11 protein-coding genes and 1 tRNA gene are annotated in these 12,067 nt (G+C 71.0%); 8 read left to right on the top strand and 4 right to left on the bottom strand.

The window, feature by feature from the left end; all coding sequences use genetic code 11:
• Positions 1-30: 30 nt before the first annotated feature.
• The 3 genes from tal to serB form a co-directional block, all read right to left on the bottom strand.
• Entirely contained in the window at positions 31-1,155 is a 1,125-nt protein-coding gene (gene tal / locus N7E59_RS00825) for a transaldolase (protein ID WP_261623011.1), read from the bottom strand.
• A 69-nt stretch (positions 1,156-1,224) separates the two neighbouring features.
• A complete protein-coding gene (gene tkt / locus N7E59_RS00820) occupies positions 1,225-3,366 on the bottom strand; it encodes a transketolase (RefSeq protein WP_261623010.1) in 2,142 nt (713 codons plus the stop codon).
• Positions 3,367-3,470: 104 nt separating this feature from the next.
• Positions 3,471-4,463, bottom strand: a complete 993-nt coding sequence (gene serB / locus N7E59_RS00815; protein ID WP_261623009.1) for a phosphoserine phosphatase SerB — start codon at positions 4,461-4,463, stop codon at positions 3,471-3,473.
• A 52-nt stretch (positions 4,464-4,515) separates the two neighbouring features.
• Between serB and N7E59_RS00810 the strand changes: the two genes are divergently transcribed.
• From N7E59_RS00810 to N7E59_RS00785, 6 genes are all read left to right on the top strand, one after another.
• Positions 4,516-5,298, top strand: a complete 783-nt coding sequence (locus N7E59_RS00810) for an ABC transporter ATP-binding protein (RefSeq protein ID WP_261623008.1) — start codon at positions 4,516-4,518, stop codon at positions 5,296-5,298.
• Positions 5,298-6,107 carry a sulfite exporter TauE/SafE family protein gene (locus N7E59_RS00805; RefSeq protein ID WP_261623007.1) on the top strand — a complete coding sequence of 270 codons (810 nt, stop codon included), beginning with the start codon at positions 5,298-5,300 and terminating at the stop codon, positions 6,105-6,107. The genes N7E59_RS00810 and N7E59_RS00805 overlap by 1 nt, the downstream gene beginning before the upstream one ends.
• A complete protein-coding gene (locus N7E59_RS00800; protein WP_261623006.1) occupies positions 6,104-6,976 on the top strand; it encodes a TrmH family RNA methyltransferase in 873 nt (290 codons plus the stop codon). The genes N7E59_RS00805 and N7E59_RS00800 overlap by 4 nt, the downstream gene beginning before the upstream one ends.
• Positions 6,977-7,133: 157 nt before the next feature.
• Positions 7,134-7,391: a type B 50S ribosomal protein L31 gene (locus N7E59_RS00795; protein ID WP_261623005.1), complete on the top strand. Its 258-nt coding sequence runs from the start codon at positions 7,134-7,136 to the stop codon at positions 7,389-7,391.
• A 131-nt stretch (positions 7,392-7,522) separates the two neighbouring features.
• A complete protein-coding gene (locus N7E59_RS00790) occupies positions 7,523-8,587 on the top strand; it encodes a lipoate--protein ligase family protein (RefSeq protein ID WP_261623004.1) in 1,065 nt (354 codons plus the stop codon).
• On the top strand, positions 8,584-9,129 hold the full coding sequence (locus N7E59_RS00785; RefSeq protein ID WP_261623003.1) for a hypothetical protein: 546 nt from the start codon (positions 8,584-8,586) through the stop codon (positions 9,127-9,129). Before N7E59_RS00790 ends, N7E59_RS00785 begins: the two co-directional genes overlap by 4 nt.
• Before the next feature lie 78 nt (positions 9,130-9,207).
• Here N7E59_RS00785 and N7E59_RS00780 read toward each other — a convergent pair.
• Positions 9,208-9,293 (bottom strand) — tRNA-Leu (locus N7E59_RS00780).
• 230 nt (positions 9,294-9,523) lie between these two features.
• On the opposite strand from N7E59_RS00780, the gene N7E59_RS00775 reads away from it, so the two are divergent.
• Together N7E59_RS00775 and N7E59_RS00770 are read left to right on the top strand one after the other, a co-directional pair.
• Positions 9,524-10,852 carry a M20/M25/M40 family metallo-hydrolase gene (locus N7E59_RS00775; protein ID WP_261623002.1) on the top strand — a complete coding sequence of 443 codons (1,329 nt, stop codon included), beginning with the start codon at positions 9,524-9,526 and terminating at the stop codon, positions 10,850-10,852.
• 33 nt (positions 10,853-10,885) lie between these two features.
• Positions 10,886-12,058, top strand: a complete 1,173-nt coding sequence (locus tag N7E59_RS00770; RefSeq protein WP_261623001.1) for an acyl-CoA dehydrogenase family protein — start codon at positions 10,886-10,888, stop codon at positions 12,056-12,058.
• Positions 12,059-12,067 lie beyond the last annotated feature (9 nt).

The raw sequence follows: 12,067 nt of genomic DNA, 5'->3' as shown, positions 1-12,067 counted from the left end.
TCCCGTCCGTTCCGGATCTCGGCGTATCGGTCAGCCGGCGTTGCGCCGCAGACCTTCGTCGACCGTCTCCAGGAGACCCTCCCAGGAGGTCTCGAACTTCTCGAGGCCCTCCTGCTCGAGGGTGTCGACCACGCCCCGGTAGCTGATGCCGGCGGCGTTGATGCCGTCGAGCACCCGGTTCGAGTCCACATAGGTGTCGGTCATGGAGTCGCCGTCGACGATGCCGTGGTCGGCCAGCGCCTCCAGCGTCTTCTCCGGCATGGTGTTGACCACGTCGCGGGCGACGAGCTCGGTGACGTAGATCGTGTCGGAGAGGTTCGGATCCTTGGTCCCGGTGGAGGCCAGCAGCAGCCGCTGGGGGTGGGCGCCGCGGTCGGAGAGGAGCTGCCACCGCTCGGAGCTGAAGGTCTCGGCGGCGATCTGGTGGGCCAGGCGCGCATTGGCGATCGCGGCGGCCCCGCGCAGCTTCTCGGTGCCCGGGCGTCCCGCCTCCGAGGCCAGCTCCAGACGACGGTCGACCTCCGAGTCCACCCGGGAGACGAAGAACGAGGCCACGGAATGGATCGTCGAGACGTCGTACCCGTCGGAGTGGGCCTTCTCCAGGCCCAGCATGAAGGCGTTGATGACCGCGCGGTACCGTTCCAGGGAGAACACGAGGGTCACGTTGACGCTGATGCCCTCGGCCAGCACCGCCGCGATGGCCTCGATGCCCTCCACGGTCGCCGGGATCTTGATCATGACGTTGTCCCGCCCGACTGCTCGGTGCAGCTCACGGGCCTGGGCGATGGTGGCGTCGGCGTCGCGGGCCAGCCGCGGATCCACCTCGATGGAGACCCGGCCGTCGACGCCGCCGGTGGCGGCGTGGACGTCGGCGAACACGTCGCAGGCGGCACGGACGTCGTCCACGGTGATCTCCGCGACGGCGCGCTCGGCGTCGGCACCCTCGGCGGCGAGGCGCCGCAGCTGGTCCTCATAGGCCTCGCCGTGCTTCAGGGCGTTCTCGAAGATCGTCGGATTCGTGGTCACGCCGACGACGTTGCGGGTCTCGATGAGTCCGCGCAGCGAACCCGAGTCGAGACGCTCGCGGGACAGGTCGTCGAGCCAGATCGAGACGCCCAGGTCGGTGAGCGCCTGAGTGTTGGGGTTGGCTGTCATCTCAGCTCCTCCTGGAGTGGGGGCCGGGCGGTCGGCCCGAGGGGTCGGGTGCGTGGTCGGCGGGGCGGTTCAGCCGGCCTCGCGCAGGGACTCCCGCGCGGCGGCCACGACGGCGTCGGCGGTGATTCCGAACTCCCGGTACAGGGTCTGGTAGTCCGCCGAGGCGCCGAAGTGGTCGAGGCCGACGGTGCGTCCGGCGTCGCCGACCCACTCCCGCCAGCCCATCGGGTGGGCGGCCTCGACGGAGACGCGGGCCCGCACGGCCGCGGGCAGCACCGCCTCCCGGTACTGCGGGTCCTGCTCGGCGAACCACTCCTGGCAGGGCATCGAGACCACTCGGGCGGCGACGTCCTCGGCGGCGAGGCTCTCGCGGGCCTCGACGGCGAGCTGGACCTCCGATCCGGTGGCCAGCAGGAGGACGTCGGGTGCGACGACCTCTCCGTCGCGCACGGCCTCGGCCAGGACGTAGGCGCCCCGGGCCGTCCCCTCGGCGGAGCCGAACTCCTCTGCCGAGGCCTCGCCGTCACCGCGTGCGAAGGTCGGGACTCCCTGGCGGGTCAGGGCCAGGCCGGCCGGTCGGTCCGCACGGCGCAGCACTTCGCGCCAGGCCACCGCGACCTCGTTGGGGTCACCGGGGCGGACGACGTCGAGGTGGGGGATCGCACGCAGGCTCGCCAGCTGTTCGACCGGCTGGTGGGTCGGTCCGTCCTCGCCCAGGCCGATGGAGTCGTGGGTCCAGACGAAGATCGCTCCGGTGCCCATCAGTGCGGCCAGCCGCACCGAGGGACGCTGGTAGTCGCTGAAGATCAGGAACGTGCCTGCGTAGGGACGGGTGGGGGTCGACAGCGCGATCCCGTTGATGATGGCCGCAGCCGCATGCTCACGCACGCCGAAGTGCAGGTTCCGGCCGTACGGTCCGCCCGCGAACTTCTCCGTCTGACGGTGCTCGGGCACGAACGACGGTGAGGCCTCGATGAGCGTGTTGTTCGATCCGGCCAGGTCCGCGGAGCCGCCCCAGAGCTCGGGAAGCACCTCTCCGATCGCGTTGAGGACCTTGCCGGAGGCGGCCCGGGTGGCCAGGGCCTCGCCGGACGGGAACTCCGGCAGGTGCTGCTCCCAGCCCTCCGGCAGCCGTCCGGCCTCCAGGCGGTCGAGCAGCCGGGCGTTCTCCGGGTTGGCGTCGCGCCAGGCCCGGTACTGCTCGTCCCACCGGGAGCGGGTCTCCCGACACCGCTCGAGCACCCGGCGGGAGTGCTCCATCACCTCGTCCTCGACCACGAAGTGCCGCTCCGGATCGAAGCCGAGGAACTCCTTGACGGCGGCGAGCTCCTCGCCGCCGAGCTTGGAGCCGTGGATCGCTCCGGTGTTCTGCTTGGTCGGCGCCGGCCATCCGATGATGGTGCGGAGGCTGATCAGCGAGGGGCGGTCCGTGGTCGCCTTGGCCGCATCGAGGGCTCGGGCCAGCTCGTCGACGTCCTCGACGTATTCGCCGGTCTTGGTCCAGTCCACGTCCTGGACGTGCCATCCGTAGGCGGCATAGCGGGCGGAGACGTCCTCGGAGAAGGCGATCTCGGTGTCGTCCTCGATGGAGATCCTGTTGTCGTCGTAGATGACCACCAGGTTCCCCAGCTGCTGATGCCCCGCCAGGGAGGAGGCCTCGGAGGTGACTCCCTCCTGGAGGTCCCCGTCGGAGGCGATGACCCAGACGGTGTGGTCGAACGGGCTCTCGCCGACGGCGGCCTCCGGGTCCAGCAGTCCGCGCATCCGGCGCTGGCCGTAGGCGAAGCCGACGGCGGAGGCCAGCCCCTGCCCCAGCGGCCCGGTGGTGATCTCCACACCGGCGGTGTGCCCGTACTCGGGGTGCCCGGGGGTCAGCGAGTCCCAGCTGCGCAGTCCCACGATGTCGTCGAGCTCCAGGCCGTAGCCGGAGAAGTACAGCTGCAGGTACAGGGTCAGCGAGGTGTGGCCGGGGGAGAGGATGAACCGGTCCCGGCCGATCCACCGCGGGTCGGTCGGGTCGTGCCGCATGGTGCGCTGGAACAGCAGGTAGGCGGCCGGAGCGAGCGCCATCGCGGTCCCGGGGTGGCCGGAGCCGACCTTCTCGACGGCGTCGGCGGCCAGGACCCGCAGCGTGTCCACCGCCCGACGGTCGGCGTCGGAGAACGTCTCGGGCGAGTGCACGGCAGAGTCGGTCACAGGGGTCTCCTCCATCATCGGTTCATCGGTGGGGTCCGCGGGCGCGCACGCCGTCGTGCCGCATCTGCGACCAGACTACCGCCGGGCCTCCGACGGTGTCTCCCGGGGCCTGCGCGGTCTCACAGTCCGAGCGCCCAGCCGATCAGGCGCATCGAACGGTGCCGGATGACCAGGTCGGCCCGGGTCTCCAGCGCCTCGTGGGCGCAGAAGGCGACGCCGACCCCGGCGGCCAGGACCATGTCGATGTCATTGGCCCCGTCGCCCACCGCGACCACCTGCTCGGCCGTCATCCCGTGGGCCGCGGCGCAGTCGTGCAGGAACCGCGCCTTGGCCGCCCGATCGACGACGTCGCCTTCCACGGTGCCGGTGAGCCGTCCGTCGCCGACGCCGAGGGTGTTGGCATGGTGGTCGGTCAGTCCGAGTCGGGCCGCCAGCGGCGTGAGCACCTGGAGGAATCCCCCGGAGACGGCGGCGCGAGGCCAGCCGTGGGCGGCGAACTCGGCCAGCAGCGGCTCGGCGCCGCAGCTGGGACGCACGGAGGCGACGACCTCGTCGAAGACCGACGCCGGCAGGCCCTCCAGCGCGGCCACGCGGGCGTGCAGGGATCCGGCGAAGTCCAGCTCCCCGCGCATCGCGGCCTCGGTGACCGCGGCGACCTCAGACTCGCGGCCGGCCCGGCGGGCGATGAGGTCGATGACCTCCTCGTCGATCAGGGTGGAGTCCACGTCGGTCAGGAGCATGCTGTTCGGGCCCGGGCGGCTCGACGACGGCAGGACCGTGGAGGTGACGGGGCCTCCGGTCTCCCCGGCGCCCAGGCTCGCGGCGGCGTCGTCGACCAGGGCGCGGACCGCGTCGAGATCGGGGTCCCCGCCGCCGCCCTCGGAGCGGACGGACCAGCGGGCGGCGACGACCTGCACATGGTCATCCCTGCCCGGGTCGCGGGTCGGGATGTGGGCCGTCTGAGCCTGCGAGGCGTCCCCGACGTCGGAGAGCTCGGCGCCCAGCGAGCCGATGAGGTCGGGCGGGACCTCGACGGCGGCGAGGGTCACGACCGCACCCTCGGGGAGGGGCTCGCGGGGGGCGTCGGAGGAGGTCCTGGAGGACTGTGACATCACCGATCCAGCCTAGCCGGTCGCCGCCGCGACCTTCGATAGTGTGGAGCGCATGAGTGCTGTCCTGGACATGCGCGGCGTCTCGGTGCGCCGCGGCCGAAACCGCCTGCTCGACGACGTCTCCTGGAAGGTGCGGGAGGAGGAGCGCTGGGTGGTCCTCGGCGCCAACGGGGCCGGCAAGACCACGCTGATGCAGCTGGCCGCCGCACGGATGCACCCCACCGCCGGCGAGGTGCGGATCCTGGACGAGACGCTCGGAAAGGTCGACGTCTTCGAACTGCGCCCGCTGATCGGCTTCAGCTCCAACGCCCTGGCGGGAACTGTGCCGCCGCAGGAGACCGCCCTGAACATGGTGGTCACCGCCGCCTACGGCGTCACGGGCCGGTGGCGTGAGGAGTATGAGCGGATGGACGAATGGCGCGCCTTCGGTCTGCTCAACGACTGGGGCGTGGGCACCGTGTTCGACCGGCCCTTCTCCACCCTGTCGGAGGGCGAGCGCAAGCGGGTGCAGATCGCCCGCGCCCTGATGACGGATCCCGAGCTGCTGATCCTCGACGAACCGGGCGCCGGCCTGGACCTCGGCGGTCGCGAATCGCTGGTCTCCAGGACCGACGAGCTCATCTCGGCCCCCGGGGCTCCCACCACGATCCTGGTGACCCACCACCTCGAGGAGATCCCGGCGAGCTTCACCCATGTGCTCCTGCTGCGCGACGGGAAGGTCGTCGACGCCGGCCCGATCGGGGAGACCCTCACCTCGGAGTCCCTGACGGCGACCTTCGACGCCCCGCTGAGCCTGCACCGCCGCGACGGGCGGTACTCCGCCTTCGCCGCCTGATGGAGCTCCTCGGCCTCGGAGTCGACCAGGTCCTGCTCATCGCGCTGGCCGCCGTGTGGGCCGGTGCGATCAACGTCGTCGTGGGCTCCGGCACGCTGGTGACCTTCCCCGTGCTGGTGGCCATGGGCTTCCCCCCGGTGACCGCGACGATCTCCAATGCGATGGGGCTCATCGCCGGCAACATCACCGGCACCTGGGGGTACCGCCGAGAGATCGCCCAGGTGCGGGGCACCCTGCTGAGGCTGCTTCCGCTGTCCGTCCTCGGCGGCATCGCAGGAGCGATGCTGCTGCTCGTCCTGCCCGAGCAGGTCTTCGAGCGGGTGGCGCCGGCGCTCATCGTCGTCGCCCTGTCCTTCGTGGTCTTCCAGCCGCGGCTGCAGCGCTGGGTCCGCGCACGCAAGGCCGAAGAGCCGACCCCCGCCCCGTCGGCCGTACCCCGCATCGGCGTGCTGCTCGCCGCCCTGGTGCTGCTGGCCGGCGTCTACGGCGGATACTTCGTCGCCGCCCAGGGGGTGCTGCTGATCGGGATCCTGGGCGTGTTCCTGACCGCGACGCTGCAGCAGGCGAACGCGGTCAAGAACGCCCTGGTGCTCGCGGTGAACGTGGTCGCCGCCGTCAGCTACCTGCTGCTGGCCTTCGACCGGATCGCCTGGGCCGCGGTGCTGATCGTGGCGGTCGGCTCGACCATCGGCGGATTCGCCGGGGCGTGGGTGGGCCGGCGTCTGCCGCCCACGGTGCTGCGGGCGGTCATCGTCGTGCTCGGCGTCGTCGCTCTGATCGTGATGATCCGCAACCTGGTGGCGGGATGAGGCTTCCGAATCCCGTGCTCCGGCTCTCCGAGCCCGACGCGGCGGAGGACCCGCTGGTGGCCGACTACCGGGAGCTGACCGATGCGGCGCTGCGCCGACGTCGTGACGCCGAGCATGGGATGTACATGGCCGAGTCGTCGCGCGTCGTCGCCCGGGCCCTGGCCGCCGGGCATCGGCCGCGCTCCTTCTTCATGACCGAGCGGCACCTGCCGGAGCTGGCCGAGGCGATCTCATCCCACCCGGATGCGCCGGTGATCCTCGGAGACGACGCCGTGCTCGAGTCCATCACGGGATTCCACCTGCACCGCGGCGCGCTGGCGGCGATGCACCGACCGGTCCCGCCGGAGCCGGAGGCTCTGCTCGACGCCGCGCGGACGCTTCTGGTGCTCGAAGGCATCACCGACCATACGAACGTCGGAGCGATATTCCGATCGGCCGCGGCCCTGGGCGTGGACGGGATGCTGCTCTCGCCGACCTGCGCCGACCCCCTGTACCGGCGCAGCATCCGAGTGTCCATGGGCAGCGTGTTCACCGTGCCGTGGGCGCGGCTGCCCCGGGACTCCTCCGACGGTGCATGGGCGTCCGGGGCGCGGAGCATCCGTGAGGCGGGCTTCCTCCTCGGCGCCCTGGAGGTGGCCGACGGGGCCGTCGCGCTGGACGACCCGACGATCCGACGGGCCGAACGGGTGGCCCTGATCCTCGGTGCGGAGGGCCCGGGCGTCACGGCCGGGGCGCTGGCCTCTGCGGATGTCGCGGTCGAGATCCCGATGGCCGGGAGGACCGGTCGTCACGAGGTGTCACTGGACTCGCTGAACGTCGCGGCCGCCGCAGCCGTGGCGTGCTGGGAGCTCGGGCGCCGGCACGGGTGAGGTGCGGCCGAGGAGCGGAGGAGGAGCGGAGGAGGAGCGGCCGAGGTGCGACTCCGCGTCGCATGCGATACCATGGCACGCTGGCCCATGTGTGGGCCGCCCCGATCCGCGAGCTTCTGGCAAAATCCAGCGGCACAGACGAAGGACACCCACGATTATGAAGTCAGACATCCACCCGACGTACCAGCCGGTCATCTTCAATGACATGTCGTCCGGCCAGAAGGTGCTGACCCGGTCCACCGCCACCTCTGAGAAGACCATGGAGTGGGAGGACGGCAACACCTACCCGGTGATCGACGTCGAGATCTCCGCCGCGTCGCACCCGTTCTACACCGGCAAGCAGCGCATCATGGACTCCGCCGGCCGCGTCGAGCGCTTCAACCAGCGCTTCAAGGGCTTCGGCGGCAAGAAGTAGGGCTTCACCCCGCACATTCCGCAGGAGCCCCCGGTCCCGTGCGCCGTCGACTGCGACGCGCCGGACCGGGGGCTCCTGCGTGCGCAGGGCCGGTCCCACAGGCGTTTCGCCCGTTCTCCTAGGATGGACCCATGTCCGCAGCTGATCTGCACGGCGAGTACAAGGTCCCCGGCGGCAAGCTCGTCGTCGTCGACCTGTCCCACGACGGCCGACGCCTGACCGACGTCTCGGTCAACGGCGACTTCTTCCTCGAGCCTGACGAGGCCCTGGAGGACCTCAACTCCGCGCTGCGCGGCGTCGACGTCGACGCCGCGCACCATGAGGTCGCCCGACGGATCCGTGACGGCCTGCGTGCCGAGGCCCAGCTCATCGGGTTCGACGAGCACGCCGTGGCCTCCGCCGTCCGACGAGCCCTGGGCCATGCCACCACCTGGGCGGACCACAGGTGGGAGGTCCTGCCTCCGGTCCGCCTGCCCATCGCCGTCAACGTGGCCCTCGACCAGGTCCTCACCGAAGAGGTCGGCCGGGGGAGCCGGCCGCCGCTGCTCCGACTCTGGGACTGGGATGAGCGGGCCGTCGTCATCGGCTCCTTCCAGTCCCTGGCCAACGAGGTCGATGCGGAATCAGCGGCCGAGCATGAGGTGCAGGTGGTCCGGAGGATCTCCGGCGGCGGGGCCATGTTCATGGAGCCCGGCAACTGCGTGACGTACTCCCTCTGCTTCCCGCAGTCCCTGGTCGACGGCCTCAGCTTCGCCGACTCCTACCCCTTCCTCGACTCCTGGGCCATGGAGGCCCTGGAGCGGATCGGCGTGGCGGCCGAATACAGGCCGCTCAACGACATCGTCTCCGCACAGGGGAAGATCGGCGGTGCGGCCCAGAAGCGGCTGGCCTCCGGAGGCATGCTCCACCACGTGACCATGAGCTATGACATCGACGCCGAGAAGATGACCGAGGTGCTGCGGATCGGCCGCGAGAAGATCTCCGACAAGGGGATCGCCTCAGCGGTGAAGCGGGTGGACCCGCTGCGCTCACAGACCGGGATGTCGCGTGCGGAGATCCTGGAGAGCTTCGCGGACGTGTTCGCCGGCCGCTACGGTGCCGACGTCGCCGCGGTGCGCGCACACGAACTCGAGCGGGCGCATCACCTGGTCGACGAGAAGTTCGGCACCGCCGAATGGACCTCTCGGGTGGCATGAGGGCCGTCGTCGTCCGGTTCGGACTCCTCCCCGCCGTCCTGGTGCCGATCTGGTTCTCGGGCGCCCGCGTGCTCACCGACAGCGCCGGCCAGCTCAGCGTGGTCCTCGCCCTCACCGCCGCGCCGGCCATGATCGTCGTCTACCTGCTGACCCTGCACCTGCCCGGTCGCCGGCGACGTCACGACACCGGCGAGCCGGTGCGGCCCTCGACCCGTGCCCTGGCGCTGCTCACCGCCTCCTGGGTGTTCGGGGCGATCTTCGGCGCCTCAGTTCCCGACCTCGGGCCCGGTGCGGCGAGCGTCGTCACCGTGCTCGCCGGCGACGGGGCGCGGGGTGCGTCGGCGGCCCTCAGCAACCCCGCCGGGATCTTGATGCTCTTCAGCGCCGCGGCCGCGCTGGGGACCGCAGTGTTCGACGCCCGCCGAGAGGAGTCGGGGCCGCCCGCACCGATCGAGCACGAGACCGTCCTGCACGCCTACGGCTACGGATTCATGGACGAGCCCGCCGAGTCCTCCGAGCCCTCCGAGGAGCCCGGCCGCTGAGCCGGTCTGGTACACATGGTCGCCGGACGCGCGAGAGCCCGCCTGACCTGTTCATGCTAGTCAGACGGGCTCTGTGCGTGCGCGGAAGGGGACTTGAACCCCTACCCTCTTATGCGAGGACTAGCACCTCAAGCTAGCGCGTCTACCTATTCCGCCACCCGCGCAGGTGGTCAGCACGCGGCCCCCTGAGATGGCCGCTGAGCAACGCCTGTAGACAGTAGCACGGTGGTCGCGCCCTGCTCCAATCACGGATGCGGGTCCTGGACCCCCGGCTGAGATGCCGCGCAGTGCGTCAGCTATGGATGTGACGCTGAGGCGTCCGGGACGGAGCGGCCGGGCGGGGGATAGGCTGGACGGGCGAACGCCCCGACCGATCACCGCACCAGGAGGCTCCATGAGCAGCACGGACGGCACCGTCGACCCGGCCGCGCAGGCGGAGACGGAGGTCGTGGACTTCTGTCGCGACCTGATCCGCATCGACACCCAGAACTGGGGTGAGGGGCGCTCCAACGGTGAGCGGGAGGCGGCCGAGTACTGCGCGGAGATCATGCGCCGGGCCGGTCTCGAGCCCGTCCTCTATGAGTCCGCCGACCGCCGCACCTCGGTCGTGGCGCGGATGCGCGGCGCGGACCCGTCCCTGGGCGCCCTGGTGGTGCACGGCCACCTCGACGTCGTCCCCGCCCAGGAGGCGGACTGGCAGGTCGACCCCTTCGCCGCCGAGCTGCGTGACGGCATGATCTGGGGCCGGGGCGCGGTGGACATGAAGGACATGGACGCCATGATCCTGGCCGTGATGCTGCGCTTCGCCCGCGAGGGGCACCGACCGCAGCGCGACATCATCTTCGCGTTCTTCGCCGACGAGGAGGACAACGGCACCTACGGCGCGTCCTGGATGGTGGAGAACCATCCCGAGGTGTTCGACGGCGCCACCGAGGCGATCAGCGAGGTCGGAGGGTTCTCCACCGATGTCGCCGGTCGCCGCGCCTACCTCATCCAGACCGGTGAGAAGGGCATCCACTGGACCCGCCTCATCGCCGAGGGCACCGCCGGACACGGCTCCGCGGTGCAGTACGACAATCCGGTGGTCGACCTGGGCCGCGCGGTGCAGGCCATCGGAGAGCACGAGTGGCCCCTGGAGTACACCAAAACCACCCGCGCGCTGCTGGAGCAGCTCTCCGAGCTCACGGGGATCCCCTTCGACGAGAAGGATCCGGCGCCGCTGCTCGAAGCCACCGGATCGGCCTCCAAGTTCATCGCCGCCACCCTGCAGAACACCTCCAACCCCACTGCGCTGAAGGCCGGATACAAGCACAACGTGGTCCCCGGCTCCGCCGAGGCGCTGGTCGATGCGCGGACGCTGCCCGAGCAGGAGGAGAAGGTCGCCGCGGTGCTGCGGGAGCTGGCCGGGGAGAAGATCCGATTCGAGCTGCTGAACTCCGGAGCCTCCCTGGAGGTCCCGTTCTCCGGCACGCTCGTGGAACAGATGGTCGCCTCCCTCCGCGACGAGGACCCCGACGCCGTGGTGCTGCCGTACATGCTCGGCGGCGGGACCGACAACAAGCATCTCGCCAAACTCGGCGTCACCGGGTACGGATTCGCACCGCTGCGGCTCCCGGCCGACCTCGACTTCACCGGGATGTTCCACGGGGTCGACGAGCGGGTTCCGGTCGAGGCCCTGCAGTTCGGCGTCCGTGTGCTGCACAGGTTCCTCGCCGCCCAGTGACGCCGCAGATCCGTCTCCGACCGGAAGGGCATCATGACACCTGACAGCATCGATCGCCCGGCGATCGACGCCGTGCTCACCCAGGACCTCCTGACCCGCATCCGAGGCCGTGCCGCCGGCTACGACGAGGCCAACGCGTTCTGCCACGAGGATCTGGCCGACCTCGTCGACGCCGGATACCTGCGGGCCCACGTGCCGGAGGAGCGGGGCGGTCTGGGCTGGAACCTGCCGACCCTCTCGGCGGCCCAACGTCTGCTCGCCGCCTACGCCCCGGCCACAGCGCTCGCGGTGAACATGCACCAGGTGTGGGTCGCCGCCGCAGGGCAGATGGTCGCCCGCGGCCACCATGAGTTCGACCAGGTGCTCGATGAGACCGCCGTCGGCGAGATCTTCGCCTTCGGGATCTCCGAGCCCGGCAACGACGCGGTCCTCTTCGACTCCACCACTGAGGCGCGGGCGGACGGCGACGGTGCCGTGCGGTTCACCGGCACCAAGGTCTTCACCACGCTGACCCCCGTCTGGACCCGCCTGGGGATCTTCGGCAAGGACGTCGCAGGCGGCGACGCCCCGCTCATCTTCGGATTCCTCCCACGGGACGCCGGCGGCTGGTCGACCCTCGGAGACTGGGACGTCCTGGGCATGCGGGCCACCCACTCATATGCGACCCGGCTCGACGACGCGCGGATCCCGGCCGGACGCATCGTGAGGCGCCTGCCGACCGGTCCGAACCCCGATCCGCTGGTCTTCTCGATCTTCTCGGCGTTCCTCAGCCTCATCGCCTCGGTCTACACCGGATTGGGTGATCGGGCGCTGCAGCTCGGGGCGGAGGAGGCCGCGCGGCGCGCCGCGCTGACCACGGGGGAGACATTCGATCGGGACCCCGATGTGAGGTACCGGCTCGCGGAGGCCAAGATGGACCAGCTCTCCCTGGACTCACAGCTGCGGGGCCTCGTCGCCGAGATCGAATCCGGCGCCGACCACGGGCCCGAGTGGTTCCCGCGGCTGGTGACGCTGCGCACGCAGGCCACGCGCACCGCGAGGCGCGTGCTCGAGGCTGCACTGCACGTCGCCGGAGCCGCCGGATACGGGCGGGGCTCGGAGCTCAGTCGGCTACATCGCGACGCCCTGGCCGGGCTGCACCACCCGTCGAAGGACGAGTCGGCGCATCGGACGGTGGCCGATGCGCTGCTGGGTCGTCTCACCTGAGCGTCTCTC

The organism is Nesterenkonia marinintestina (assembly GCF_025420485.1).
In the GTDB taxonomy this organism is placed as follows: Bacteria; Actinomycetota; Actinomycetes; order Actinomycetales; family Micrococcaceae; genus Nesterenkonia; species Nesterenkonia marinintestina.
This window is presented reverse-complemented; position numbering and strand designations above follow the sequence as displayed.

Bases quoted from the DNA above. Each gene is read 5' to 3' on its own strand.
- N7E59_RS00795 (WP_261623005.1), top strand. From the start codon at position 7,134: ATGAAGTCAGACATCCACCCGACGTACCAGCCGGTCATCTTCAATGAC.
- N7E59_RS00790 (WP_261623004.1), top strand. From the start codon at position 7,523: ATGTCCGCAGCTGATCTGCACGGCGAGTACAAGGTCCCCGGCGGCAAG.
- tal (WP_261623011.1), bottom strand. From the start codon at position 1,155: ATGACAGCCAACCCCAACACTCAGGCGCTCACCGACCTGGGCGTCTCG.
- N7E59_RS00785 (WP_261623003.1), top strand. From the start codon at position 8,584: ATGAGGGCCGTCGTCGTCCGGTTCGGACTCCTCCCCGCCGTCCTGGTG.
- N7E59_RS00805 (WP_261623007.1), top strand. From the start codon at position 5,298: ATGGAGCTCCTCGGCCTCGGAGTCGACCAGGTCCTGCTCATCGCGCTG.
- tkt (WP_261623010.1), bottom strand. From the start codon at position 3,366: ATGGAGGAGACCCCTGTGACCGACTCTGCCGTGCACTCGCCCGAGACG.
- serB (WP_261623009.1), bottom strand. From the start codon at position 4,463: ATGTCACAGTCCTCCAGGACCTCCTCCGACGCCCCCCGCGAGCCCCTC.
- N7E59_RS00800 (WP_261623006.1), top strand. From the start codon at position 6,104: ATGAGGCTTCCGAATCCCGTGCTCCGGCTCTCCGAGCCCGACGCGGCG.
- N7E59_RS00810 (WP_261623008.1), top strand. From the start codon at position 4,516: ATGAGTGCTGTCCTGGACATGCGCGGCGTCTCGGTGCGCCGCGGCCGA.
- N7E59_RS00775 (WP_261623002.1), top strand. From the start codon at position 9,524: ATGAGCAGCACGGACGGCACCGTCGACCCGGCCGCGCAGGCGGAGACG.
- N7E59_RS00770 (WP_261623001.1), top strand. From the start codon at position 10,886: ATGACACCTGACAGCATCGATCGCCCGGCGATCGACGCCGTGCTCACC.